Raw genomic sequence first — 26456 nt, forward strand, 5'->3', positions numbered from 1 at the left:
CGACAATGAGTTGCGACGGGGTTGGACTCACCTACGTAGGTGCCAAAGTAACTTGTCCAGCGTGCAAGCGTGTCGGTGTCATCGTTGCAGAGGGGCCGCGTTGGCCGGGTAACTTGATGGGGCACGAAGCTGCGCTGGAAGGCGATAAGGTCGCTTGCGGGTGCAGTCCGCTCCCAACCATGATTGCATCGCAGTCAGAGATGTTTCAGTCCTTCGAGTCGGATGCACTCGTCAAAATGGGTTTTTCCGCGACAGGAGGTCCGGTCGCGCTCGAACTCGCTGCCCCGAAGCCATCCCAGGGATTCTGTCTCTCATGCATGGTTGCTGCTGCCAAGAACGCGGCTGCGATGGTCGTTCGCGGGTGAGCGTCGATGAGCATTCAAGATATCTATTCAGCGATGCAAGAGCGGGCGAGCCTTCCGGTTCGTCTGTTTGCGCTTGTGGATGGGCTGTTGTATTCGGAGCAGAGCGGTTCCGAGCCGCGCCGGGCGCGTGACGCGGCAATTGCGCTGCTTGATGCAACACCAGACGCCTCGCTCGCGGATGCCGGCCCGTGGCTATTCGACTTCGCGGCTGTCGACGGCGATTGCCGGCGTGTGCTCGGGCAGTTAGCGCAGGGTGAATATGGGGTGAGCTGGATTATCAGCGCGTATCAACCGCACCAGCTCGCGGCAGAACTTCGCGAGCGGCTTGACGGAATATTGCCGGATGGCCGGTCGGTAATGCTTCGCTATTACGACGCCCGTGTGATGCGGCATTTCGCACCTGCCCTTAGTCCGGCCGAGCGGACGACATTTTTCTCCCCGACCTTCGACTGGTTGATCGAGATCGACGGGCAGCTCTTCAGGGCGCATCCCCATGCCGCTTAACCTTACTCCCGCCCACGTGTCTGCACTCGCCGAGGGCGAGGCTCGCAATTTCGTTGACGGCGTGCGCCGTGATCTGCTCAAGGCAGATCCTGCTTTGACGCAGGATATCGATCTTCATAACCGGCTCTGGGATGCATATCGCGCCGCTCGATCTCTCGGGATTCAGGATAGCGAGCATCTGGTTCAGTTCTTGAAAATCGAGGCGTATTCGCCGCACTTTTACGAGAAGCCGGCTGCGAAGGCATGGCTGACGAAACCCGGCCGTAGCGCCGATGAGCGTTTTCACGTCTACGTCCAAGAGATCACTTGGCGATCACAACATCCCGATAGCTTGAAAGGAGTTCCGCATGGCGGCACCGTTAATCCCTCTAGTGACGGCCGCAGCAGCGGAAGCGGGGCCGGTATTGTCGGCTATTGGAAGCGCTTTATTGGGGGGCGTGGCAGTAGCGGGGATCGGTAGCCTTCGGGGGGACGTCAGCAAGATGGACGAGCAGGCGAAGGGAAAAACCGAATCGCGGACAATGTCCGATTCCACTGCGCCTTGCAAGAAGTGCCCACCTGAACAGACGGGCAGGCTTGTGCGGAGCCGACACGGCGCTAACTGGCCGGCGTACCGATATCAGGCGCGCGTAACCGGCTTTGCGTTCGATACGGAGAGCTGCCAGTGGAGCGACGAGTGGGAGTGGCTTGGAATCGATTTTGACGGGTTCAAGCCGCAAGAGTGCTTGCTGCAAGAGGCCAAGGGGAACTATGACCAGTTCCTTGATGGATCTATTCCGAAGTCCGAACAGTTCTTCAAGGGCTTTCGCCATATGCGCGATCAGGCGATCAAGCGCGCGATGCGGGTCAAGGCGAATCCGCCTACGCGGCTACGGTACTATTTCCAAGGGCCGTTGACCTATAGGCGGATGTCGGTATGGTTTAAGACCATGTCGATCGAGTCGGAATATCTTCCGTAAATTCCTACCATCATGAAAATTGATTCCTTCATCAAGGCCGGCGGGATCGAGGTGTTCGCTTTCTCGCAAACACTCGCGAAGGTCGGTGCGATTGTTGATGTAATGGCGGCAGCGGCTCCGGAACTGTCGCGTCCGAATTGGCGAATGCAGGGCGATACGCTCGAAGAGGCGCAGACGGGCGAGGTGTACGCGGCCGATGGCCAGCCCAGTAGCACGGCGGTCGCGGCGCTGGAGAATGAATACCGAGGCGAGGAAACGTCGTCGCTCGGGATATGGGACGGTAGCGCGGACGATTCCATCGGCGCATCGGTCGAGGTCTTCGCGTGCGGTGGGCATTTCCCTGACACGGTCTCGCTCGGCGCTCGCGGGGCGTTCATCGAGCACAAAGATACTGTGGCGAATATTGTGGTCAAGACTGCACAGGAGTTTTTGCCGGCCGTGATCTCGGCCGCGCCTGACGGTTATTCGGAGAAGCAGGCGTTTCAGGATCGTCCTGGTGTCGGTTGGATGATCTATCTGCCGGTGGAACTGACCGTGCAGCAGATCCCCGAAGCGCAGGAGATCATTCCCGTGTTGTCGGAAGATGGGAAGAGGCGGCTCGGGACGATCCTTGTCAGCATCAAGGGTGAGGTGTTCTCGGCCGACAATGAGGAGCACCTTGCCGTGGCGCACAATATCGAGGCGCGACTCATTTCTATGGATCTACTGCCGCTTCTTACCGAGATCTGAGGGCAGCTAAGGTCCGTCAATCCCTGCCAATTGAATCGGGTGACGTCTTGTCATGGATCGGACATAAAGTTACTTTAGCCACTGGGGTTTACCGATAGCTCTATCTCCCTTGCGCGATGTTCGCCTTTCGGTCAATTTCGCTCTGCGCTTGCAAATGTGCTTATCCGATTTAGTATGCGGAAACCATGCGCCGGCGCGCGCACACTTTTGCGGCGAGGAGATCCATGCATCCCGGGAAGGCAGCCCCTTACGCCATTGTGGCAGTCGGTATTGTGATCGCCTGCGCGCTGATGGGCCTGTGCGTGCTACAGCTATTCCAGAGCCGCCACGACGCCCTGGAGCGAGCTAGCGAAACCTCGCGCAATCTCGGTCTGCTGGCCGAGCGTGACATTGAGCGTAACTTCGAACTTTACGACCTATCCTTGCAGGCAGCGATTCATGGCCTGCAGCAGCCCGACGTAATGGCGGCAGCGCTCGCGGTGCGACGAGGCGTGCTTTTCGACCGCGCAATGAGTGCCAACTTCATCGGTTCGATGCTGGTGCTCGATGCCCGGGGCGACATCATCCTGGATTCGGCCAACGACGTGCCGCGCAAGGGAAATTTCGCCGATCGTAAATACTTCACTGTCCATCGCGATAACCCAGACGTTGGTCTTTATGTCAGCGATCCGTTCGCGTCGCGCCTGCGCGGCGGTACGCCGAGCATTGCACTATCGCGGCGCATCTCGAACCCGGATGGCTCGTTTGCCGGCATCGCGCTGATCGGCCTCAACCTTGAGTACTTCCACCAACTGTTCTCTGGCCTGTCGCTCGGGCAGCACGGTTCGATTTCGCTGATCGGCACGGACGGCATCATGGTGATGCGTCAGCCGTACAAGGACGGTATCGTCGGCCGCGACATCAGCAAGGCCGCGACTTTCCTGCGGTTCAAGTCCGCACCAGAAGGGGTGTTCTCGGAGACGGCCTCAATCGACGGCGTGCGCCGGCTCTACTACTTCAAGCATCTGCCCAAGTTGCCGCTGATCATCATGGTGGCGGAAGCCGAGCAGGACATCTATGCCGCGTGGCGGCACCGCGCCGTAACAATCGGCGCATTAGTAGCCACCTTCGGCGCTGCTTTCATCGCGCTGTCGATCTTGCTCAGTGGGCAACTGCGGCGTCGCATGCTTGCTGAGTCCGAGCTGGTGCTGCTTGCACGCACCGACGGGCTCACCGGCCTGAACAATCGCCGCAGCTTCGGGGAGGTGTTGGACCGGGAGTGGCGTCGCGCCAGGCGCGCGCATTCCGTCTTCTCGCTGCTGTTCGTCGACGTCGACCGCTTTAAGGCTTACAACGATACTTACGGCCATCAGGCAGGGGATGATGCGCTGGCTGCGGTCGCCCGTTGTATCGGCGAGAGCATCCGACGCCCGGTCGATACTGCGGCTCGCTATGGCGGGGAGGAATTCGTCGTGCTGCTCCCAGACACGCCGCAGACCGGAGCTGCGCAGATCGCCGAACGGATTCGTGCGGCGATCGACGATCTGGCACTTGAGCACGCCGGTAGCGAATATGGGCGCGTGACGGCCAGTATTGGTTTGGCGACGTGGACGCCGGATCAAGACGGTGAGCCAAGCGCGCTGATCAAGGAGGCAGACGAGGCGCTGTATTACGCGAAGTTAACCGGGAGGAACAAGGTCGCTACGTCCCACGTAGCAGCTTGACGGAGCGATTTGGCAGGTTCAAGAATACGAAAGCCCGCAGCGAGCGGGCTTTTTTTGTGCTACGAATTTGCTACAGTAAGGGGCGGGAGCCTTGCTGGGTAAGCCTTGAGATCATCATTCCATCCCCTGAACTACGGGGAGAGCCATGTCCGGGTGAACGCGCGAAAAAGCACGAACCGGACGGCGGTGTGGACAGCGCGCAGAGTATAACAAACGCGCGGCGCGTCGGCGGGCAGAATCCGCGCCGTCGTGCGCGTCGCGCGATCGGTCGCGATCAGGAAATCAGAAATCGACGACGACGAAATCTTCCTTGCCCACGTCGCACAGCGGGCACCGCCAGTCGGCGGGAATGTCGGCGAAACGGGTGCCGGCCGCGATGCCCTCGTCGGGCAGCCCTTCCGCTTCGTTGTAGACCCACCCGCAAATCAGGCAGACCCAGCTCTGGTATTCGGTTACTTCGCTCATGTGACGCTCGGGATAATGGAAATTCGGTGATGCTCCGCGGCCTGGCCGGCGGACGAAAGGCGCAATGGTACCGGAATTTCGCTGAACGTCTCCGCAACGTCGTTTTAAACGTACGCATCGCGAACAACGAGCGCCGTCGCGTACGGCAGACATGCGGTGTATGCTTCGTGGGCCTGTCAATCTGAAGGAGGAAAACGATGCTCAATAGAAAGTGGATCGCGGGTGCAGTTTGTGTCGCGGCGCTGGCCGTGTCGACGCTCGCGCGCGCCGAAGCGCGTGTGTTCTTCGTCGAGCCGCAGGACGGCGCGACGGTGTCGAGCCCGGTGCATGTGAAGTTCGGCCTCGAAGGCATGGATCTCAAACCGGCCGGCGACATGACGCCGAATACGGGCCACCATCACCTGCTGATCGACGGCAAGCCGGTGCCGAAGGGCGACGTGATCCCGGCGACCGACCATTCGCTGCATTTCGGCAAGGGCCAGACCGAAACCGACGTGAAGCTGCCGCCCGGCCAGCACACGCTGACGCTGCAGCTCGGCGACGGTGCTCACCGTTCGTACGGTCCCGAAATGAGCTCGACGATCACGGTGAACGTGAAGTAACCGCACATCCCGCGTGGGCGCCCGGTGCGCCGGCGCGGGATAGCCGACCGGTCGGCCAGCGGCATCCGGCCGGTCCGCGCCCGTCCATCCGGCCGTGCGCAGCGTGCGTTTGGTATCCGATGCCGGAACCGGCCGCAAGCGCTGCATCGCACCGCCCTCGAGTCTAGTCCGTCCGGCCATGCCGGCGCTGCCGTCCGCGACCGGTACAATGGGCGCTTCCGATTTCTCTCTTCGCCGTCTCCTCCCCATGTCGCTCTATTCCATTACCGGCGCGCAGCTCGCGTTCGGTCACGTCGCGTTGCTCGATCACGCGGATTTCTCGCTGGAAGCCGGCGAGCGCGTCGGCCTGATCGGCCGCAACGGCGCGGGCAAATCGTCGCTGCTGAAGATCGTCGCCGGCCTCGCGAAACCCGACGACGGGCTGGTCACGCGTCAGCAGGAACTCGTGACCGTCTATGTGCCGCAGGAGCCCGAGTTTGAACCGGGCGCGACGGTCTTCGAAGCGGTCGCGTCGGGGCTCGCGCATACGCGCGAAGTGCTCGAAGAATTCGATTCCATCGCGCACCGCCTCGCGGATACGCCGGAAGGCGCCGAGCACGATGCGCTGCTCGCGCGGATGAACGCGCTGCAGTCGTCGCTCGACGCGCACGACGCATGGAACTGGCGCACGCGCGTGTCGATGACGCTCGCGCAGATCGGCCTGCTGGATGGCGATGCGAGCGTCGACGCGCTGTCGGGCGGGATGCAGAAGCGCGTCGCGCTGGCGCGCGCGCTGGTGCTGCAGCCCGACGTGCTGCTGCTCGACGAGCCGACCAACCACCTCGACTTCGACGGCATCCGCTGGCTGGAAGAGCTGCTCGTCGCGCAGCGCGCGGGCCTGCTGTTCATCACCCACGATCGCGCGTTCCTCGACCGCGTCGCGACGCGCATCGTCGAGCTCGATCGCGGCCGGCTGCTGTCGTACCCGGGCAATTTCTCCGCGTACCAGACGCGCAAGGCGCAGCAGCTCGAAGTCGAGCGCGTGGAAAACGACAAGTTCGACAAGCTGCTCGCGCAGGAAGAAGTGTGGATCCGCAAGGGCGTCGAGGCGCGCCGCACGCGCAGTGTCGGCCGCATCGCGCGGCTCGAGCAGATGCGTCACGAGCGCGCGGAGCGCCGCAACACGCAGGGCAACGTGAAGCTCGACGTCGCGCAGGGCGAGAAGTCCGGCAAGATCGTCGCGGAGCTGACCGACGTGACGAAGCGCTACGGTGGCCGTACGGTCGTCGATTGCATCTCGACGACGGTCATGCGCGGCGACAAGATCGGCTTCGTCGGCCCGAACGGCGTGGGCAAGACCACGCTGCTCAAGCTGATCCTCGGCGAGCTGAAGCCCGACGAAGGCACGGTGCGCACCGGCACGAACCTGCAGGTCGCGTATTTCGACCAGATGCGCGCGCAGCTCGACCAGGAGAAGAGCCTCGCGGATACGATCAGCCCCGGCAGCGAATGGGTCGAGATCGGCGGCGTGCGCAAGCACGTAATGAGCTATCTCGGCGATTTCCTGTTCGCGCCGGAACGCGCGCGTTCGCCGGTGAAGTCGCTGTCGGGCGGCGAGCGCAACCGGTTGCTGCTTGCGCGCCTGTTCGCGCGTCCGGCCAACGTGCTGGTGCTCGACGAACCGACCAACGACCTCGACATCCCGACGCTCGAACTGCTCGAAGAGCTGCTGGCCGACTACGACGGCACGGTGCTGCTCGTCAGCCACGATCGCGCGTTCCTCGACAACGTCGTGACGTCGGTGATCGCGGCCGAGGGCGACGGCAAGTGGCGCGAGTATGTCGGCGGCTTCACCGACTGGCAGATCCAGAGCGAGCGTTCGCAGCAACTTGCGCAGCAGGAAGCCGCGAAGCGCGCGGTGAAGGAAGCGGCGCCCGTCAAGGACGAACCGGCGAAGAGCGCCGCGGGCCGCAACGCGCAGCGCACGGCGAAGCTGTCGTTCAACGAGCAGCGCGAGCTCGATTCGCTGCCGGAGAAGATCGCCGCGCTCGAAGCGGAGCAAAAGACGATCAATGCGCAGCTCGAGGACGGTTCGATTTTCGCGAAGGACCCGCAGGAAGGCACGCGCCTGACCGAGCGGTTCGCGGCGATCGACGACGAATTGCTCGCCGCGCTCGAACGGTGGGAAACGCTCGAGGCGAAGCGCAAGCCGGCGTGACGTGCGCAGGACGTCGCGCGGCCGGCGGCGGCGCGCGGCGATCTTGCGATTGGCGCGCCACGCGGAACCAGTAAAATACCGCGCGTCCCGGGCAGCGCTGCGCACGTCGCGCGCGCCCGCTTTCGGAGCAGTCCAAGCACACCGTTGTTTCGATTCGCTTTTTTACGGAACTCAACGTTTTGTCCACGACGTTATCCACACGAGGTGTGGACAACGTCCCGATGAATGACGAAATTCAGCGCCTATGTCTACGAAGAAACCCAGCGCGGCCTATAGCGAAGCATCGATCAAGGTGCTCAAGGGTCTCGAGCCGGTCAAGCAGCGGCCCGGCATGTACACCCGTACCGAGAATCCGCTGCACATCATCCAGGAAGTCATCGACAACGCGTCCGACGAGGCGCTTGGCGGCTACGGCAAGCAGATCACGGTCACGCTGCACGCCGATCAGTCGGTATCGGTCGAGGACGACGGCCGCGGCATCCCGTTCGGCATGCACCCCGAAGAAGGCGTGCCGGTCGTCGAGATCGTGTTCACGCGCCTGCATGCGGGCGGCAAGTTCGACAAGGCCGCGGGCGGCGCGTACACGTTCTCGGGCGGCCTGCACGGCGTCGGCGTGTCGGTGACGAACGCGCTCGCGACGCGCCTCGACGTGACGGTGTGGCGCGACGGCAAGATCGCCGAGCTCGGCTTCGCCGAAGGCGATGTCGTGAAGCCGCTCGCGACGCAAGGCGCGGGCCGCGGCGAGAAGAAATCCGGCACGCGCGTGCAGGTGTGGCCGAATCCGAAGTACTTCGATTCGCCGAACCTGCCGACGGGCGAGCTGCAGCGCCTGCTGCGCTCGAAGGCCGTGCTGCTGCCGGGCGTCGAGGTCGTGCTCGTCAACGAAAAGACGGGCGAGCGCCAGACCTGGAAATACGAGGACGGCCTGCGCGGCTACCTGCTCGACGAAATGAACGGCAGCGAGCTGCTGATCCCGCTGTTCGAAGGCGAGCGCTTCGCCGATTCGCGTTCGGGCGACGATACCTTCGCCGAGGGCGAGGGCGCGTCGTGGGTCGTCGCATGGAGCGAGGAAGGCTCGCTCGTGCGCGAGTCGTACGTGAACCTGATCCCGACGCCGGCCGGCGGCACGCACGAGTCGGGCTTGCGCGACGGCCTGTACCAGGCCGTGAAGAGCTTCGTCGAGCTGCACAACCTGCAGCCGAAGGGCGTGAAGCTGCTCGCGGAAGACGTGTTCGCGCGTGTGTCGTTCGTGCTGTCCGCGAAGGTGCTCGATCCGCAGTTCCAGGGGCAGATCAAGGAGCGGCTGAACAGCCGCGACGCGGTGAAGCTCGTGTCGTCGTTCTCGCGCCCCGCGCTCGAACTGTGGCTGAACCAGCACGTCGAGCACGGCAAGAAGCTCGCCGAGCTCGTGATCAAGCAGGCGCAGGCGCGCACGCGCGCGGGCCAGAAGGTCGAGAAGCGCAAGAGCTCGGGCGTCGCGGTGCTGCCCGGCAAGCTGACCGATTGCGAGACCGAGGACATCGCGCGCAACGAGCTGTTCCTCGTCGAGGGCGATTCGGCGGGCGGCTCCGCGAAGATGGGCCGCGACAAGGAATACCAGGCGATCCTGCCGCTGCGCGGCAAGGTGCTGAACACGTGGGAAACCGAGCGCGACCGCCTGTTCGCGAACAACGAGGTGCACGACATCTCGGTCGCGATCGGCGTCGATCCGCACAGCCCGGACGACACCGTCGACCTGTCGAACCTGCGCTACGGCAAGATCTGCATCCTGTCGGACGCGGACGTCGACGGCTCGCACATCCAGGTGCTGCTGCTCACGCTGTTCTTCAAGCATTTCCCGCAGTTGATCGAACGCGGCCACGTGTGCGTCGCGCGCCCGCCGCTGTTCCGCGTCGATGCGCCCGCGCGCGGCAAGAAGGCCGCGCAGAAGCTTTACGCGCTCGACGACGGCGAACTGGAAGCGATCCTCGACAAGCTGCGCAAGGACGGCGTGCGCGAGACGCAATGGAGCATCAGCCGCTTCAAGGGTCTCGGCGAAATGAGCGCCGAGCAGCTGTGGGACACGACGATGAACCCCGACACGCGTCGCCTGATGCCGGTCAAGCTCGGCGAGCTCGACTACGAGGCGACCGTCGCGCGCATGACGATGCTGATGGGCAAGGGCGAGGCAGCCGCGCGGCGCGGCTGGCTCGAGGAAAAGGGCAACGACGTCGAAGCGGATATCTAAACGCTCCGCACGGCCGGGCATGACGCCCGGCCCGGCCTCACGCCACTTACGAATACGGAATTCAGATGGACGACAACACTTCCGATCTCTTCGCCACGTCCGATGCACCGGACGCTGAAGCGCTGACGCTCGGCAACTACGCGGAGCAGGCGTATCTCAGCTACGCGGTCAGCGTCGTGAAGAGCCGCGCGCTGCCCGACGTATGCGACGGCCAGAAGCCGGTGCAGCGCCGGATTCTCTACGCGATGAACGAAATGGGCCTCGGCCCGGACGCGAAGCCGGTGAAGTCGGCGCGCGTGGTCGGCGACGTGCTCGGTAAATACCACCCGCACGGCGACCAGTCGGCGTACGACGCGCTCGTGCGTCTCGCGCAGGATTTCTCGCTGCGCTACCCGCTGATCGACGGGCAGGGCAACTTCGGCTCGCGCGACGGCGACGGCGCGGCGGCGATGCGTTACACCGAAGCGCGCCTCACGCCGATCGCGAAGCTGCTGCTCGACGAGATCGACCAGGGCACGGTCGACTTCATGCCGAACTACGACGGCTCGTTCGAGGAGCCGAAGACGCTGCCGAGCCGCATGCCGTTCGTGCTGCTGAACGGCGCGTCGGGTATCGCGGTCGGCCTCGCGACGGAAATCCCGTCGCACAACCTGCGCGAAGTCGCGGCGGCGGCGGTGTCGCTGATCCGCAATCCGAAGCTCACGCACGCGGAGCTGACGAACCTGATCCCGGGCCCGGATTTCCCGGGCGGCGGCCAGATCATCTCGAGCGACACGGAAATCGCGGCGGCCTACGAAACGGGCCGCGGCAGCCTGAAGGTGCGCGCGCGCTGGAAGATCGAGGATCTCGCGCGCGGCCAGTGGCAGCTCGTCGTCACCGAGCTGCCGCCGAGCACGTCGGGCCAGAAGGTGCTCGAGGAAATCGAGGAGCTGACCAACCCGAAGCTCAAGCTCGGCAAGAAGACGCTCACGCCCGAGCAGCTCAACACGAAGAAGGCGATGCTCGACCTGCTCGACGCGGTGCGCGACGAGTCGGGCAAGGAAGCGGCGGTGCGGCTCGTGTTCGAGCCGAAGTCGCGCACGATCGACCAGACGGAATTCGTGAACACGCTGCTCGCGTACACGAGCCTCGAATCGAACGCGACGCTGAACCTCGTGATGATCGGCGCCGACGGCCGGCCGGGCCAGAAGGGCCTGCTGACGATCCTCGACGAATGGGTGAAGTTCCGCCAGCTGACGATGACGCGGCGTACGCGCCACCGTCTCGGCAAGGTCGACGACCGCATCCACATCCTCGAAGGGCGGATGATCGTCTTCCTGAACATCGACGAGGTGATCCGCATCATCCGCGAATCGGACGAGCCGAAAACCGCGCTGATGAGCGCGTTCGGCCTCTCCGAGCGGCAGGCCGAGGACATTCTCGAAATCCGCCTGCGTCAGCTCGCGCGGCTCGAGAAGATCAAGATCGAGAAGGAACTCGAAGCGCTGCGCGACGAAAAGGCGAAGCTCGAGGATCTGCTCGCGAACGAAAGCGCGATGAAGCGGCTGATGATCAAGGAGATCGAGGCCGACGCGAAGCAGTACGGCGACGATCGCCGCACGCTGATCCAGCAGGAAAAGCGCGCGACGTTCGAGGCGAAGGTGGTCGACGAGCCGGTGACGGTCGTCGTGTCGCAGAAGGGCTGGGTGCGTGCGCTGAAGGGCCACGGGCTCGACCCGGCCGGCTTCACGTTCAAGGCCGGCGACCACCTGTACGCGGCGTTCCAGTGCCGCACGCCGGACCGGCTGATCGCGTGGGGCAGCAGCGGCCGCGTGTACTCGGTCGACGTGTCGGTGCTGCCGGGCGGGCGTGGTGACGGCGTGCCGGTCACGTCGCTGATCGAGCTCGAATCGGGCTCGCACCTGATGCACTACTACGCGGCGCCGGCCGACCAGCAACTGCTGCTCGCATCGAGCAACGGCTTCGGCTTCCTCGCGAAGGTCGGCGACATGGTGAGCCGCGTGAAGGCCGGCAAGTCGTTCATGACGATCGACCCGGGCGCGGTGCCGCTCGCGCCGATGCCGGTGCTGCCGAACGCAACGCAGGTCGCGTGCCTGTCGAGCGGCGGCCGGCTGCTCGTGTTCGGGATGGACGAGATGAAGACGCTGTCCGGCGGCGGGCGCGGCGTGATCCTGATGGCGCTCGACGACAAGGAAACGCTCGTGCAGGCGCTCGCGATCGATCCGGCGGGCGTCGTGCTGATCGGCACCGGCCGCGGCGGCAAGGCGCAGGACGAGACGCTGTCGTACGCGGGGCTCGCGCCGCACATCGGCAAGCGTGCACGCAAGGGCCGCACGCCGGAGTCGAAGCTCAAGGTCGTCAACGAACTGCGTCCGCTGCTCCGCTGACGCACGACGCTCCGGCGCACTCGAAGGCCGCACCTCCGCTTCGGCGGGCGTGCGGCCTGTTCTTTTTGAAGGGTGATTCGGGTAAGCAAGCGTGGCGCTGTCACGCGAAACTTGCAAAATAGTGTGAAATCGCGCCTGGGGCCTGAACCGCGAGGCGACTGGCCGGTCGAACGTCGCTTGATGCCGCGTGCGACGCGGCCGTTCGCAGCACCCACCCCATCACAGGATTGTCGCCATGTCCCACGCTGTTGCCGTCGCGCTGTTTCTTCATCTGCTGGCCGTTGCCGTGTGGGTGGGCGGGATGGTCTTCGCGCATTTCTGCCTGCGTCCGGCGCTGTCCGACCTGTCGCCGCAGCTTCGCCTGCCGCTGATCGAAGGCGTGTTCGGCCGCTTCTTCAACTGGGTGGCGGGCTCCGTGATCGTGATCCTGCTGTCCGGCGGCTTCCTGCTCGTGGAATTCGGCGGCGCGCATGCAACGTGGTCGCTGCATGCGATGGCCGGGCTCGGCGTCGTGATGATGCTGATCTTCGGGCACATCCGGTTCGCGCTGTTCCCGCGCATCCGCCGTGCGGTGCAGGCGCAGAACTGGCCGGACGGTGCGCGCGCGGTAAATGCGGTGCGCATGCTCGTCGTCGTCAACCTCGTGCTCGGTGTCGTCACGGTCGGCGCAGCCGTACTTTCTCGCGGTTTCTGATCTGCCGGCGCCACCGGCGCCTACCTGCGCGCGCCGTCTGTGCCGCTACGCGGCCAGCATCGCGTCGAGCAGCCATGAGCCGACCGGCCCGAGCGGCCGGTTGCGCGACCATACGGCATCGACCCGCACGCGGCGCGGCCAGCCGCGTGAGCGCAGCTCGCACAGCCGATCGCGCGCGAAGTGCTCGACCATCCAGCGCGGCAGCTCGGCCCAGCCGAACCCCAGCACGGCCATCTCCAGCAGCATCAGGTAGCTCGGCGCCAGCCAGTGCTGCGTGCCGACGACGATCCGGTGGTCGGCGCCGCGGCCTTCCGTTTTCACATAGGTATTGAGGCGCAGTTCGCGCGCATCGCGAAGCGCCGCGTGCGGCACTTCGGCGTCGCCGTACGCGGCGAGCGCGTGCGTGCGCCCGACGAACAGCCCGATCTCCGATTCCTCCGCCACCGTCGCCGCGCCGATATCGGCCGGGTAGGTCGCACGCGCGGCCATCAGCCCGAGCTGCGCGCGGCCCTGCTGGATCAGGTCGAGCACGTCCTCGTGCTCGGCGATCTGGCATTCGAGCTCGAGCGCCGGAAAGCGCCGTTCGAGCGCCATCAACGTGTCCTCGTAACGCTGCGACTGGTACGTGTCGGACACGACGAGCGTCAGCCGCGCTTCCTCGCCATGCGCGAGCCGTGCGGCCGTGCGGTCGATCGCGGCGCCCGCCTCGAGCGCGCGTTGCACCTGCGGCAGCAGCGCGCGCCCGGCATCGGTCAGCGTCGGCGTGCGGGTCGAGCGGTCGAACAGCTGCACGCCGAGATCGATCTCGAGATTCGCGATTGCCTCCGATACGGTCGACTGGCGCTTGCCGAGCTTGCGCGCGGCGGCCGTGAACGAGCCGAGCAGCGCGGCTTCGGCGAAGGCGAGCAGGGCTTCGGGGGCGTGGCGCATGCGGCGGTCCTCATCACGATATATCGGTAAAACCGATGATATCAAACTGGATTCATACGGTTACGCCGATCAAAATGGCCGACATGATGATGCATACGAATCGGAGGGAATCATGAAACAGACGAACAAAACGGTGACGGAACGGCTCCTGCATGCGCTGACGTTCGAACTGGTCGCGATCGCGTTGTGCGCGCCGATCGGCGCGTGGCTGCTCGACATGCCGGTTTCGCACGTCGGCGTGCTGACGGTGATGGTGTCGCTGATCGCGATGGCCTGGAACATGGCCTTCAACACGTTGTTCGACCGCTTTGAACGGCGCGCGGGCCTGTCGCGCACGCTCGGCATGCGGATCGCGCACGCGGCCATATTCGAGCTCGGCCTGATCGTGATGGTGGTGCCGGTTGCCGCGTGGTGGCTGAACGTGAGCCTCATCGAGGCGCTGCTGCTCGACCTCGGCATCGTGCTGTTCTTCCTGCCCTATACGTTCTGCTTCAACCTCGCGTACGACGCGCTGCGCGCCCGCTGGATGGCGCGCCGGGTCGCGGTGCAGGCTGGTTGAGGACGGTCGAGGCCGGATGAGGCGGGCGGGGCGGCCGCCCGTCAGTGAGCCGCCGCCAGCAGCCACGCGCCGCAGGCAATCGCGACCGCGCCGTAGACGGCATAGACGGGCACCTTGAAGCGCGCGAAACACAGCGTGGCGAAGGCGCCCGTCAGCCAGTAAACGGCGTCGGCGGGCTCGCGATGCAGGATCTTCACGACGGCGACGACGAGAAAACCCGTCGTCGCCGCGCGCAGCAGGCGCATTCCGTGCTCGAAGCGCGCATGGCGCTTGAGCCGGGACAGATGGTTCTGCGCAAACACGACGAGGCAGCCCGACGGGATGAACAGCGCGGCCGTGGCGAGCAGTGCACCGACCCAGCCGTCGGTCAGGTAGCCGAGAAACGGCACGACGTTCAGCAGCGGCCCCGGCGAGACGGGCGACAGCGCGAACGCCAGCGTGAAGTCGTGATCGGAGATGCCCGTTGCCGGCGACACGAACAGCGTCTTGAGCACGGGCAGCGCGGCGAAGCCGCCGCCGAACAGCGTCATGCCGGCGCCCGCGAGGCGCGGCCACAGCAGCTGCGCCTGGTAGTCGCCCGGCAGCGGCACCGCGAACAGCGTGACGAGCACGCCGAGCAGCACGAGCAGGTTGCGGTCGCGTCGCGCCAGCGTGAAATCGACCGCGTCGCGTTGCGACGGCCCCGTCAGCCAGCCCGCTGCGAACGCCGCGAAAAGAATCCCGACGAAAGCGGCCGGACTATGCGCGAAAGCAAGCAGAATCGTCGACAGTGCGGCGATCAGCTGTTCGAGCCGCGTGCGCGCGAGCGTGCGCAACTGCTTGACCCACGTGACGCCGATCAGCGCGGCGAGCACCATCCCGAAGTGGTTGATCAGCATCGGCGCGGCAAGCGAACGCACGAGCGGCGTGCGATAGAACATCGCGAACAGCGTCATCAATACGAAGAATGGCAGCACGCTCGCGATGCCGGCGACCCATGCGCCGATGCGGCCATGCAGCGTCTGGCCGACCTGCACCGCAACATTGCAGCCGACGGGGCCCGGCACAAGCCACGCGAGCGCGACGAAATCGCCGAATACCTGGGGCTCGATGCGCTGCAACCGTTCGACATAGTGGCGCTCGAGCTGCGCCATCATCGAAAGCCCGCCCCACGAAATCGCCGAAATGCCGGCGACGACCTTGAACAAGGTCCACAGGGATGCCTGTGCCGGTTCGACACGAGCACTCGCTTCGATTTCGACGGTCGTCATGATTGTGTGTTGGGGCAGGGCCCGATCTCTCGCGTGTGGGCATGCCGGCGGCCGGCCGACAGTTTCGCCCTCCCGATTGTCCGCCGCGCATCGTGACACTGCCATGCGCGAAAACGCTAGTTAATGAACTAAACAATCGGATCGGAACGCGAAACAATGGCGGCGGCGCGCCCGTTGCGCCGCGGCCGCGGCGGGCTCAGGCGCCCGTGCTGCCCGTCGCGCGGTGCGCGATGACGTTCGGGTGGTCGCCGCGCACGCCAAAGCGGGCGATCAGTGCCGGAATCGCGTTGGCCGGCACGGGGCGCGAGAACAGGAAGCCCTGCGCCTCGATCTCGCCGAGCGCGGCCAGCCACGTGATCTGCTCCTCGGTTTCCGTGCCTTCGACGACGACGGTCAGGCCGAGCGAGCGCGCGAGATGCACGATCGACGACACCATCACGCACACGCTGCGATCGTTCGGGATCGCCTGCACGAACGAGCGGTCGACCTTCAGCGTATCGACCGAGAAGCGGTGCAGGTACGACAGCGACGAATAGCCGGTGCCGAAATCGTCGAGGGCGATCCGGATGCCGAGCTTCTTCAGCGCGACGATCTTCTCGGAGACGAGCTCCGGATATTCCATCATCGCGGTTTCGGTGATCTCGAGTTCGAGCCGGTTCGCGTCGATGCCGGTTTCCTGCAGCGTGCGCGAGATCGTCTCGATCAGGTCGCCGCGCCAGAACTGCACGGGCGAGATGTTGACCGCGAGCGTCAGCGTGTCGTGGCCCTCGTCGCGCCAGCGTGCGATCTGCTCGCACGCGGTGCGGATCACGAAGTCGCCGATCGGCACGATCAGGCCCGTTGATTCGGCGATCGAAATGAATTCGTTCGCGGAGATGATCCCGTGCTCGGGGTGATCCCAGCGCGCGAGCGCCTCGAAGCCGGTGATATAGCGGTGCGTGAGGTCGATCTTCGGCTGGTAGGCGAGGAACAGCTGCCCCTCGGCGAGCGCGACGCGCAATTGCTGTTCCCAGCGCATCAGGTGGTCGGCGCGATGCGACAGGTGCGGCGCGTAGAACTGGTAGCAGTTCTTGCCGGCGTCCTTCGCGCTGTACATCGCGAGGTCGGCTTTCTTCAGCAGGTCGATCTCGCTTTCGTTCGCGACGGTGTGCAGCGCGATACCGATGCTCGCGTGCAGCACGAACGAACTGCCGCGCACGTCGAACGGCTCGCCGAACATCCGGATGATCGCCTCCGCGAGCCGCACCGCGCGCCGCTCGACGTCGTCGCCCTTCATCACGACGACGAACTCGTCGCCGCCGATGCGCGCGAGCGAGCCTTCGTCGCCGACCGCATCGGACAGGCGCGACGCGGTCATCTGCAGCACGATGTCGCCGGCGTTGTGGCCGAGCGTGTCGTTGACGGTCTTGAAGTTGTCCAGATCGATGAACAGCAGGCCGAGCCGCGACAGGCTCGTCGGCATCGACACATCGTTGCGCAGCCCGCGCAGCGTCGCATAGCGGTTCGCGAGGCCGGTGAGCAGGTCGTATTCCGCGAGTTGCGTCATTTCCCGCTCGCGGCCGAGCAGCTTGCCGATCAGGCCCGTCGCGACGCCGAAGAACGCGAGCATCGCGAGCGTGATGAAGCTCGTCATCAGCAGGTAGACGTTGCGCGTATGGTAGTAGTCCGCGAATTCCTCGGTCTGCGACAGCCCGACCATCACCGCGAGCGGGTAGCCGTCGAGGTGGCGGTACGACACGATGCGCGTCACGCCGTCGATCGGGTCGATGATCGTGCCCGTCACGCGCTCGGCGATCGGGTAGACGCCCGACGCCGAAAACGCGCCCGGCGCGTTGCTGACCGAGCCCGTGCGCCGCGCGAGCACGGCGCCGGTGTCGGACACGACCGCGATCACGCCTTCCTTGCCGATCGCCGCGTTGTTGTAGAAGTCGTTCGTGAAATAGCTCGGGTCTTCCGACACCACGACGATGCCCGCGAAGCTGCCGTCCGGGTTATTCAGGCGCCGCGTCATCTGCAGCGTCCAGTGGCTCGACACGCGGCCGAGCACGGGCTTGCTGATGAACAGCCGATCGTCGTTGTGCGACAGGTGGACCTTGAAGTGTTCGCGATCGGACAGGTTGATCGGCTGCGGATGAAGCTCGGCCGTGTTCGCGAACAGGATACCCTTCGCGTTGACGAGCGAGACCTGGATCAGCGTGTCGCTCGGCACGACGCCTTTTTCGACGGCGCTCGCGAGGTTGAAGTGCGCGGGAGACTTCTCGAACTCGAACTTCACGAAACGGGTGATCTGGTCGACCTGGTGGATCGCCTTGACCGTATGCTGCTCGAGCGCGGAGGACAGGATTGCCGCGGACGCCGCCGCCTCCTTGTACGCGCTGTCCTTTTCCACCGACAGGCGCGCGACGATCACGGCCCACAGCAGCGCGAGCGCCAGCATCCCGAGCAACGGGATCGCGAACAGCGCGCGCCGGCGCGACTTGCGCGGCGCGCGCAGCGGCCGGGTCGGCGGCGTAGGGTTGGACCGGGCGGAGCTCATCGAAGAGGGTGGCGTCCTGCTCGCGTGCGCCATCCGTCGGGATGGCCGGCTATGGTTGGGGTCGCCCCGGCGTCTGTTCGTTCGCGGGATGCGCAACCATGGACAGACCTCCGAAACAACGGATTAGGCCCGATATTACTGGCTGGAAGGTTTTTGCGATAGTTGGGGCGAATCGTAGGGGCGCCGGACGGGCCGGCGCCATCGCACATCGCGAAATGTCAGACGGGTGACAGGAAAGTGCCGTCGATGACCGTGACGGCGTGGCCGCCGATCCAGGTCGTGCCGTCTTCGTCGTAGCTGACGAAGATGCGGCCGTCGCGGCCGATCGCCGTGCCCTGGCGGGCCGTGTACGACGGGCCGGGGCGGCGTTCCTGCCGCGTCAGCAGCCCGGCCAGCGCGGCATTCGCGCTGCCGGTGACGGGATCTTCACCGACGCCGAAGTTGCCGCCCGTCATCAGGCAGCGGATTTCGAACGTCGCGGGGCCGCCTTCCGCGTGCGGCGCATAGACGGCGAGGCCGTCCGTGCCGTAGCGGCGCGTGATCGCCTCCAGCGCGGCCGGATCGGGCGACAGGCCGATACAGGCGTCGGCCGACGTCAGCCGCACGACGAGCCACGGCGCGCCGTTGTCAACCGCGCACGGCTCGGCATCCATATCGATCGCATCGCTGCGCAGCGCGGCGGCCAGCGCCGCGTAATCCGAGCGGTCGAGCGGCGTGACGCGTGCCGGCGGCGCGGCGAACGCCCAGCCGTCGGCCTGCTCGCGCAGCGCAACCTGGCCGACCCCGCACTGCTGGATCAGCCGGCCCGGCGTGCGTGGCCGCGCGCCGCTTTCGAGGAACGCGTGCGCGGTGCCGATCGTCGGGTGGCCGGCGAACGGCAGTTCGCCGCACGTCGTGAAGATCCGCACGCGGTAGTCGGCTTCCGGGTCGGTCGGCGTGCAGACGAACGTCGTTTCCGACAGGTTCGTCCAGCGGGCGATCGCGAGCATGTCGTCGTCGCCGAGCGAATCGGCGTCGAAGATCACGGCGAGCGCGTTGCCCTTGAACGGCACCGACGTGAACACGTCGACCTGCTTGAAGCGGACGAGGCGAGCGGACATCGTGCCGTGCCCGTTACGCGACTTCGGCGATCAGTTCGATCTCGACGCACGCGCCGAGCGGGATCTGTGCGACGCCGAAGGCCGAGCGTGCGTGCTTGCCCGCGTCGCCGAACACTTCCGCGATCAGTTCCGACGCGCCGTTCGTCACGAGGTGCTGTTCGGTGAAGTCGAGCGTCGAGTTGACGAGGCTCATCAGCTTGACGATGCGCGTGACCTTGTTCAGGTCGCCGGTGTGCGCGTGCAGCGTCGCCAGCAGGTCGATCGCGATCGAGCGCGCGGCCGCCTTGCCGTCTTCCGTCTGCAGATCCGCGCCGAGCTTGCCGGCCCAGACCTTGCCGTCCTTCTTCGCGATGTGGCCCGACAGGTAGACCGTGTTGCCGCTCTGCGCGCTCATCACGTAGGCGGCGGCCGGTGCGCCGGCGATCGGGAGCTCGATGCCGAGCGACTTCAGTTTGTCGTAGACGTTAGCCATGCGTTCGGTTCCTTGTAGAAAGTCGTGACAGGAAAAAGGGGATCAGAGACGCTCGCGCAGCAGCTTGCCGAGGCGCGCCACGCCTTCCTCGATCTTCTCGGGCGGCACCGTCACGAACGACAGGCGCAGCGTGTTCTGCTGCGCGTTGTCCGCGAAGAACGGCGCGCCCGGCACGAAGGCGACGTGGTTGTCGACGGCCGCGGCGAGCAGCTTCATGCTGTCGATCTGCGCGGGCAGGTTCACCCAGATAAACATCCCGCCTTCCGGGCGGTTCCACGTGACGCCTTCCGGCATGTGGCGCGCGAGCGAGGCGAGCATCGCGTCGCATTGCGCGCTGTACAGCTCGCGGATCGTCGGGATGTGCTCGTCGAGGAAGCCGTCCTTGATCACTTCGTGCGCGATGCGCTGGGTGAGCGTCGGCGTGTGCAGGTCGGTGGCCTGCTTGGCCTGCACGAGCTTGAAGTGGAGCTCCTCGGGCGCAATGATGTAGCCGATCCGCAGGCCCGGCGCGAGCACCTTCGAGAACGTGCCGAGGTGCACGACGTGGTCGGGCGCCATCGACAGCATCGTCGGCAGCGGCTCGCCGCGGTAGTTCAGTGCGCCGTACGGATCGTCTTCCAGCACCGGGAACGGGCTCGACTGCGCGAACGCGGCGAGCGCGCGGCGGCGCTCGACGGGCAGGCGGCGGCCGGTCGGGTTCTGGAAGTTCGGCTGCGCGTACAGCAGGCGCGCGCCTTGCGTCAGTTCGGGCGTGAGGCCTTCGGGCAGCAGGCCCTGCTCGTCGGTCGGCACCTGCACGTAGCGCGGCTCGTACAGCGAGAACGACTGCAGCGCGCCGAGGTAGGTCGGGGTTTCGACGAGGATCGGGCTGCCCGGATCGACGAGCGCCTTGCCGAGCAGGTCGAGCGCCTGTTGCGAGCCGGTCGTGATCAGCACCTGCGACACGCGTACGCTGTAGCGCTCGGCGATCCACTCGCGCAGCGGCAGGTAGCCTTCGGTCGCGCTGTACTGGAGCGCGGCGGCGGGCGCATCGCGCAGCACGCGGTCGGCTGCGGCGCGCATGCGTTCGGCCGGGAACGTCGCGGGGGCGGGCAGGCCGCCGGCGAACGAGATGACCTCGGGGCGTTCCGTGACCTTCAGGATCTCGCGGATCGCAGAGCTCGTCAGCTTGCGGGCGCGTTCGGAAAGCTGCCAGTGCGGCGGATGCAGGTCGCTCGGATTCATAGTCTCCTCGTTCGGATATCGTGGTCAGTCAAGAAAGGTCGTTCGGGCGGATCGCTTCGACGCGGCCGGGTGGGCGTGCGCGAGCGCGATCGAGCCTTCGCGGCCGGGTGGGCAAAACCGATCAGGCAAAACGTCCATTATGGCGCACCTGTTCAGCCGGCGCGAGCCGGTTGCGCGGTGGTGGCGACCGCCGAGCGCCGCCCCAGCACCACGGTGGCGATCACGGCGGCTGCGAACAGCCACGTCGACGGCGTCACCGTTTCGCCGAACAGCAGCGCGGAAAATGCAATCGTGAAGAAAATCTGCAGCAGCTGCACCTGGCCGACGCGCGCGATGCCGCCCATCGCGAGCCCGGCATACCACGCGAAGAAGCCGATGAACTGCGAAAAGAGGGTCACGTAGCCGAACGCGAGCCACGTGCGCAGCGCGAGCGGGCCCGGATGCGCGGCATGCTGCATCCACGCAAGCCAGCCGACCGGCAGCACGAGGAACGGCGCGGACACGACGAGCGCCCAGCAGATCACCTGCCAGCCGCCGATCTGGCGCGCGAGGCGCGCGCCTTCCGCATAACCGAGTGCGCCGATGCCGACCGCGACGAGCATCAGCGCGTCGCCGGCCTGCACCGTGCCGCCGCCGTCGCGCAGCGCGAACGCGATCACGAGCGCGCTGCCGGCCACCGCGCTGGCCCAGAACGCCTTCGACGGCCGCTCGTGCGACAGCCACGCCGCGTACAGCGCGACGAACAGCGGCTGCAGCCCGTTGACGACCGCGCCGTGCGCGGCCGGCACGGATTTCATCGCCCACGCGGAGAACACCGGATACGCGATGATCACGCCGGCCGACGTGATCGCGAGGCTTTTCAGCTGCGCGCGGGTCGGCAGCGCCTCGCGGCGCCACCACAGCAGCAGGCCGGCCGGCACGGCGGCGGCGAGCGCGCGGCCGAGCCCGTTGAGCAGCGGGTTGAGTTCGGACACGACGATACGCGTCATCGGCAGCGTCAGGCTGAAGATCATGACGCCGATGAGGCCGAGCAGCATGCCCCGGGTTTCGCGCGAATTCATGTCGTGGGTGTCTCCGTATTGCAGGGTTCGTGTAATCGAGGGTGTGTTCAGCGCAGCGTGCGCGCGCCTTGCGGCGTGTCGAATTCGGCGACGAGCGCAGGCGGGCCGTCGCCGGTTTCGAGGTCGAGCAGGTGGGCGGCGCCGAGCCAGTCGAGCTGTTCGCGGATCGCGTCCGCCCGCGGGTGGACGCCCCTGAGCGATTTCAGCGCGACGCCGTCGTGCGGCAGCGATTCGGCCGGATGCTGCGCGCTGTCCCACTGGATCAGCGATGGCAAGAGGCCGTCGCCCGCGCCCTGCCAGGCGGGGAACGTGCCGTCGTCGGGCACCGTGAGGCCCCAGGAGAGGTCGCCGCGCCGCATCGCGATGACGGGCGGAATACGGGCCGGGTACTGGCTTTGCCACAGCGCGAGCTGGCGCGGGCGGTCGACGCGCGCGACCCAGTGCGCGAGGAACGGGCCCTGCGCGAGCCGGGCGTGGATCGCCGGATCGTCGAGCCCGAACAGCCGCGCACGCGGCGGCGTGTCGGCGTCGCCGGTGCCGGGTGCGTCGGGGTCGATCGCGATCACTTCGAGGTAGAGCCCGCCCCATGCGCCGAACAGCATATTGTGGGTCCGCATCAGCGGGTGCCGGCCGCCGCCGGCCGGTTCGATGCCGAGCGCGTCGGCGACGTGGCGCACGCCGTCGTCGAGCGTGCGCGCGGCGATCACGAGATGGTCGAGTGTCAGGGAGCGGGCTGGCATGAGCGGCGGTCGGAAAGCGAAAGTGTCATGGTAGGCGGGCGATGTACCGGGCGGCTGCCGGACCGGCCGGCGCACGGGTCGCGATGCAGGCCGGCCGGCGCGGCTCCAGGTGCGGCGGGGCCGGAACGGCGGCCGCACGGTCGCCATTCCGGTCAACTGTAATCGTCGATACCGGCACAGTAACGGTACAATCGGCGCGATAGCCTTCGGTACAGTTGGAGCTGCCGCCCATGTCCACCGTCCCCCTTGCCCAGATTCCCGTGCCGCATGACACGGCCACGCTCACGCTCGTCGACCAGCTTGTCCAGTGGGCGCGGCGGCGCATCGACGAACGCGTGTTCCGTCCCGGCATGCGGATGCCGTCGATCCGCAAGCTCGCGCTCGACAAGAGCGTGTCGCGCTTCACCGTCGTCGAGGCGTACGAGCGCCTCGTCGCGCAGGGTTACCTCGATTCGCGGCGCGGCTCGGGATTCTACGTGCGCGAGCGCACGGCCGGCCCGCAGCCGGCCGACAACGTGGCGCGCGGGTCCGAAGCCGCGCCGGTGCACAACACGATCGACGTCGTCTGGCTGCTGCGCAACATGCTGCACACCGTCAGCCCGGAAAAGGGGCCCGGTCTCGGCTACCTGCCGGGCCGCTGGCTCGACGGCGAGCTGATCACCGGCGCGCTGCGCGCGCTCGGGCGCCAGTCCGGCGCACAGATGCTCGGCTTCGGCACCGCGCAGGGCTTCCTGCCGCTGCGCCAGCAACTGCAGACGCGGCTCGCGGAAGTCGAGATCGGCGCGACGCCCGACCAGCTTGTGCTGGTATCGGGGATCACGCAGGCGATCGACCTGATCTCGCGAATCTACGTGCGTCCCGGCGACGCGGTGATCGTCGGCGATCCGGCGTGGTTCCAGATGTTCGGCCGCTTCGCGTCGCAAGGCGCGCAGCTCGTCGGCATGCCGTACACGCCGGACGGCCCGGATCTCGATGCGCTCGAAACGCTGGTGCAGATGTGGCGGCCGAAGATGCTCGTGATCAACTCGGTGCTGCAGAACCCGACCGGCACGTCGCTGTCGGCCGCGCAGGCGTTCCGGATCCTGAAGCTCGCGGAGGCGTACGACTTCCTCGTCGTCGAGGACGACGTGTATGGCGACCTGTGCCCGCCGAGCTATCCGGCCACGCGGCTCGCGAGCCTCGATCAGCTGAAGCGCGTGATCTACCTCGGCAGCTTTTCGAAGACGCTTGCGGCGAACCTGCGGGTCGGCTACGTCGCGTGCGCGCCGGAGATCGCGAAGGCGATCACCGATCAAAAGATGCTGGTCGGGATGACGACGCCCGAGCTCAACGAGCGCGTGCTGTACAAGATCCTGACCGAAGGGCATTACCGGCGCCATGTCGAACGGCTGCGCGCGCGCCTCGACGGCGTGCGCGACAAGACCGCGCGGATGCTCGAGCGCACGGGGCTCGGGCTCTTCACGATGCCGGCGGCCGGGATGTTTCTGTGGGCCGACACGGGCGTCGATTCGGACGCGCTCGCGGCCGCCGCGCACGAGGAGGGGTTCCTGCTGACGCCGGGCAGCCTGTTTTCGCCGCAGCAGTCGTCGTCGACGTGGACGCGCTTTAACGTCGCGAACTGCGGCGATCCGGCGTTGCCGGGGTTTCTCGCGCGCTATATCGATTCGGCGATGCGGCGGGCGTCGTGACGCGGCGCGGCCCGCCGGCCCTTGAAAACCCGCCGCCCGTCCCCAGATAGGCGCGCAAACCGCTTGCGCCGCCAGGCGGTCGTCCGTCACACGGGCTTGCCGGTATCGCGCGCCGGGCGCCTGCGCCACACCATTCAAGTTCAAGTAAGAGGAAACAGCATCCATGGCACACGAAACGATGAGCTTTCAGGCAGAGGTCAAGCAACTCCTCCACCTGATGATTCATTCGCTCTACAGCAACAAGGAAATCTTCCTGCGCGAACTGGTGTCGAACGCGTCCGACGCGGCCGACAAGCTGCGTTTCGAAGGGCTCGCGAACAACGCGCTGTACGAGAGCGATCCGAACCTGCGCATCCGCATCGGCTACGACAAGGCCGCGCGCACGATCACGATCGACGACAACGGCATCGGCATGAGCCGCGACGAGGCGATCGCGAACCTCGGCACGATCGCGCGTTCGGGCACCAAGGAATTCTTCACGAAGCTGTCCGGCGACCAGCAGAAAGATGCGGCGCTGATCGGCCAGTTCGGCGTGGGCTTCTATTCGGGCTTCATCGTCGCGGACAGGATCACGGTCGAGACGCGCCGCGCCGGCCTGCCGGCGAACGAAGCCGTGCGCTGGGAAAGCGCGGGCGAAGGCGATTTCACGATCGACGCGATCGAGCGCGCGCAGCGCGGCACGACGATCACGCTGCACCTGCGCGAAGGCGAGGACGAGCTGCTGTCGTCGCACCGCCTGAAGTCGATCATCCAGAAGTACTCCGACCACATCGCGCTGCCGATCCTGATGCAGCAGGAAGAATGGGATCAGGAAAAGGGCGAGATGGTCCTGAAGGACGAGGACGAGACCGTCAACCAGGCGAGCGCGCTGTGGACGCGTTCGAAGAGCGACGTCACCGACGAGCAGTACACGCAGTTCTATCAGCACATCGCGCACGACCACCAGGAGCCGCTCACGTGGACGCATAACCGCGTCGAGGGCCGCAGCGAGTACACGCAACTGCTGTTCGTGCCGGCGCACGCGCCGTTCGACCTGTGGAACCGCGACTATCGCGGCGGCCTGAAGCTGTACGTGAAGCGCGTGTTCATCATGGACGACGCCGAGCAGCTGCTGCCGCAATACCTGCGCTTCGTGAAGGGCGTCGTCGATTCGGCCGACCTGCCGCTGAACGTGTCGCGCGAAATCCTGCAGGAAAGCCGCGACGTGAAGGCGATCCGCGAAGGCGTGACGAAGCGCGCGCTGTCGATGCTCGAAGAGCTCGCGAACGCGGAAGAAGATGCCGGCAAGGAGAAGTACAAGACGTTCTGGGGCGCGTTCGGCCAGGTGCTGAAGGAAGGCCTCGGCGAAGATCACGCGAACCGCGAGCGCATCGCGAAGCTGCTGCGCTTCACGTCGACGCACGGCGACACCGACGCGCAGGACGTGTCGCTCGCCGACTACGTGTCGCGCATGAAGCCCGAGCAAAGCAGGATCTACTACGTGACGGCCGATACGTGGCTGGCCGCGAAGAACAGCCCGCATCTCGAGGTGTTCCGCAAGAAGGGCGTCGAGGTGCTGCTGCTGACCGACCGCGTCGACGAATGGATGCTGTCGTTCCTCAACGAATTCGACGGCAAGCCGCTGGCGAGCGTTGCGCGCGGCGATCTCGATCTCGGCGAGCTGAACGACGAGGAGAAGAAGGCGCAGGAAGAAGCGGGCGAAGCGATCAAGCCGGTGGTCGAGAAGATGAAGGAAGCGCTCGGCGACAAGGTGAAGGAAGTGCGCGTCACGTTCCGCCTGACCGATTCGCCGTCGTGCCTCGTCGCGGACGACAACGACATGAGCGGCTACCTGCAGCGGATGCTGAAGGCGGCCGGCCAGAACGCGCCGGCGATGCAGCCGATCCTCGAGATCAATCCGGAGCATGCGCTCGTGAAGCAGCTGAAGGCCGACAGCGCCGATTTCGGCGACTGGTGCCATCTGCTGTTCGATCAGGCGCTGCTGGCCGAAGGCGGCATGCTCGACGATCCGGCGAGCTTCGTGAAGCGGACCAACGCGCTGCTGCTGTCGCGGGCCGCGTGAAC

23 protein-coding genes are annotated in these 26456 nt (G+C 66.1%); 14 read left to right on the top strand and 9 right to left on the bottom strand.

Annotation, left to right across the window (positions count from 1 at the left end):
- The first annotated feature begins 5 nt into the window (after positions 1 to 5).
- From BBJ41_RS42105 to BBJ41_RS17130, 6 genes are all read left to right on the top strand, one after another.
- Positions 6 to 365 (top strand): PAAR domain-containing protein, encoded by a 360-nt coding sequence (locus tag BBJ41_RS42105; RefSeq protein ID WP_407971532.1) that lies wholly within the window; start codon positions 6 to 8, stop codon positions 363 to 365.
- 6 nt (positions 366 to 371) lie between these two features.
- A complete protein-coding gene (locus BBJ41_RS17110) occupies positions 372 to 869 on the top strand; it encodes a DUF4123 domain-containing protein (RefSeq protein WP_049098666.1) in 498 nt (165 codons plus the stop codon).
- On the top strand, positions 859 to 1329 hold the full coding sequence (locus tag BBJ41_RS39200) for a hypothetical protein (protein WP_081052677.1): 471 nt from the start codon (positions 859 to 861) through the stop codon (positions 1327 to 1329). Before BBJ41_RS17110 ends, BBJ41_RS39200 begins: the two co-directional genes overlap by 11 nt.
- A gap of 22 nt (positions 1330 to 1351) precedes the next feature.
- Complete coding sequence (locus tag BBJ41_RS17120) at positions 1352 to 1828, top strand: restriction endonuclease fold toxin 5 domain-containing protein (protein ID WP_335648605.1); 477 nt, start codon at positions 1352 to 1354, stop codon at positions 1826 to 1828.
- 12 nt (positions 1829 to 1840) lie between these two features.
- Positions 1841 to 2557, top strand: a complete 717-nt coding sequence (locus tag BBJ41_RS41580) for an Imm52 family immunity protein (protein WP_063776557.1) — start codon at positions 1841 to 1843, stop codon at positions 2555 to 2557.
- 224 nt (positions 2558 to 2781) lie between these two features.
- Positions 2782 to 4260: a sensor domain-containing diguanylate cyclase gene (locus BBJ41_RS17130; protein WP_049030233.1), complete on the top strand. Its 1479-nt coding sequence runs from the start codon at positions 2782 to 2784 to the stop codon at positions 4258 to 4260.
- Between the two features lie 282 nt (positions 4261 to 4542).
- On the opposite strand, the gene BBJ41_RS17135 is transcribed toward BBJ41_RS17130, so the two are convergent.
- Positions 4543 to 4725 carry a rubredoxin gene (locus tag BBJ41_RS17135; protein WP_034190709.1) on the bottom strand — a complete coding sequence of 61 codons (183 nt, stop codon included), beginning with the start codon at positions 4723 to 4725 and terminating at the stop codon, positions 4543 to 4545.
- Positions 4726 to 4922: 197 nt separating this feature from the next.
- On the opposite strand from BBJ41_RS17135, the gene BBJ41_RS17140 reads away from it, so the two are divergent.
- From BBJ41_RS17140 to BBJ41_RS17160, 5 genes are all read left to right on the top strand, one after another.
- A complete protein-coding gene (locus BBJ41_RS17140; protein WP_069747369.1) occupies positions 4923 to 5327 on the top strand; it encodes a DUF4399 domain-containing protein in 405 nt (134 codons plus the stop codon).
- 247 nt (positions 5328 to 5574) lie between these two features.
- Positions 5575 to 7524, top strand: coding sequence for an ATP-binding cassette domain-containing protein (locus tag BBJ41_RS17145; protein WP_069747370.1), 1950 nt, complete (start codon positions 5575 to 5577; stop codon positions 7522 to 7524).
- A 244-nt stretch (positions 7525 to 7768) separates the two neighbouring features.
- Positions 7769 to 9751, top strand: a complete 1983-nt coding sequence (locus tag BBJ41_RS17150) for a DNA topoisomerase IV subunit B (RefSeq protein WP_069747371.1) — start codon at positions 7769 to 7771, stop codon at positions 9749 to 9751.
- A gap of 65 nt (positions 9752 to 9816) precedes the next feature.
- Complete coding sequence (parC, locus tag BBJ41_RS17155) at positions 9817 to 12138, top strand: DNA topoisomerase IV subunit A (RefSeq protein WP_069747372.1); 2322 nt, start codon at positions 9817 to 9819, stop codon at positions 12136 to 12138.
- Between the two features lie 235 nt (positions 12139 to 12373).
- On the top strand, positions 12374 to 12832 hold the full coding sequence (locus tag BBJ41_RS17160) for a CopD family protein (protein WP_069747373.1): 459 nt from the start codon (positions 12374 to 12376) through the stop codon (positions 12830 to 12832).
- 45 nt (positions 12833 to 12877) lie between these two features.
- Here the strand turns inward: BBJ41_RS17160 and BBJ41_RS17165 are convergent, their stop codons facing one another.
- Positions 12878 to 13762 carry a LysR family transcriptional regulator gene (locus BBJ41_RS17165; RefSeq protein WP_069747374.1) on the bottom strand — a complete coding sequence of 295 codons (885 nt, stop codon included), beginning with the start codon at positions 13760 to 13762 and terminating at the stop codon, positions 12878 to 12880.
- 112 nt (positions 13763 to 13874) lie between these two features.
- Between BBJ41_RS17165 and BBJ41_RS17170 the strand changes: the two genes are divergently transcribed.
- Positions 13875 to 14321: a multidrug/biocide efflux PACE transporter gene (locus BBJ41_RS17170; RefSeq protein ID WP_069747375.1), complete on the top strand. Its 447-nt coding sequence runs from the start codon at positions 13875 to 13877 to the stop codon at positions 14319 to 14321.
- 41 nt (positions 14322 to 14362) lie between these two features.
- Here BBJ41_RS17170 and BBJ41_RS17175 read toward each other — a convergent pair whose 3' ends face one another.
- From BBJ41_RS17175 to BBJ41_RS17205, 7 genes are all read right to left on the bottom strand, one after another.
- Complete coding sequence (locus tag BBJ41_RS17175) at positions 14363 to 15571, bottom strand: chromate transporter (protein ID WP_069747376.1); 1209 nt, start codon at positions 15569 to 15571, stop codon at positions 14363 to 14365.
- A gap of 196 nt (positions 15572 to 15767) precedes the next feature.
- A complete protein-coding gene (locus BBJ41_RS17180) occupies positions 15768 to 18107 on the bottom strand; it encodes a bifunctional diguanylate cyclase/phosphodiesterase (RefSeq protein ID WP_069747377.1) in 2340 nt (779 codons plus the stop codon).
- 218 nt (positions 18108 to 18325) lie between these two features.
- On the bottom strand, positions 18326 to 19207 hold the full coding sequence (locus BBJ41_RS17185; protein WP_069747378.1) for a PhzF family phenazine biosynthesis protein: 882 nt from the start codon (positions 19205 to 19207) through the stop codon (positions 18326 to 18328).
- 13 nt (positions 19208 to 19220) lie between these two features.
- Entirely contained in the window at positions 19221 to 19679 is a 459-nt protein-coding gene (locus BBJ41_RS17190; protein ID WP_069747379.1) for a RidA family protein, read from the bottom strand.
- 42 nt (positions 19680 to 19721) lie between these two features.
- Entirely contained in the window at positions 19722 to 20903 is a 1182-nt protein-coding gene (locus BBJ41_RS17195; protein WP_069747380.1) for an aminotransferase-like domain-containing protein, read from the bottom strand.
- Positions 20904 to 21055: 152 nt separating this feature from the next.
- Positions 21056 to 21964, bottom strand: a complete 909-nt coding sequence (locus BBJ41_RS17200) for a DMT family transporter (RefSeq protein WP_069747381.1) — start codon at positions 21962 to 21964, stop codon at positions 21056 to 21058.
- Between the two features lie 47 nt (positions 21965 to 22011).
- Positions 22012 to 22704, bottom strand: coding sequence for a VOC family protein (locus BBJ41_RS17205; protein ID WP_069747382.1), 693 nt, complete (start codon positions 22702 to 22704; stop codon positions 22012 to 22014).
- A 230-nt stretch (positions 22705 to 22934) separates the two neighbouring features.
- On the opposite strand from BBJ41_RS17205, the gene BBJ41_RS17210 reads away from it, so the two are divergent.
- Both BBJ41_RS17210 and htpG read left to right on the top strand, forming a co-directional pair.
- Positions 22935 to 24392 (top strand): aminotransferase-like domain-containing protein, encoded by a 1458-nt coding sequence (locus BBJ41_RS17210; protein ID WP_069747383.1) that lies wholly within the window; start codon positions 22935 to 22937, stop codon positions 24390 to 24392.
- Positions 24393 to 24555: 163 nt separating this feature from the next.
- The gene (gene htpG / locus BBJ41_RS17215; protein ID WP_069747384.1) at positions 24556 to 26454 is read left to right on the top strand and encodes a molecular chaperone HtpG; all 1899 of its coding nucleotides are present in this window, start codon (positions 24556 to 24558) and stop codon (positions 26452 to 26454) included.
- Positions 26455 to 26456 lie beyond the last annotated feature (2 nt).

It is taken from the genome of Burkholderia stabilis, assembly GCF_001742165.1.
In the GTDB taxonomy this organism is placed as follows: domain Bacteria; phylum Pseudomonadota; class Gammaproteobacteria; order Burkholderiales; family Burkholderiaceae; genus Burkholderia; species Burkholderia stabilis.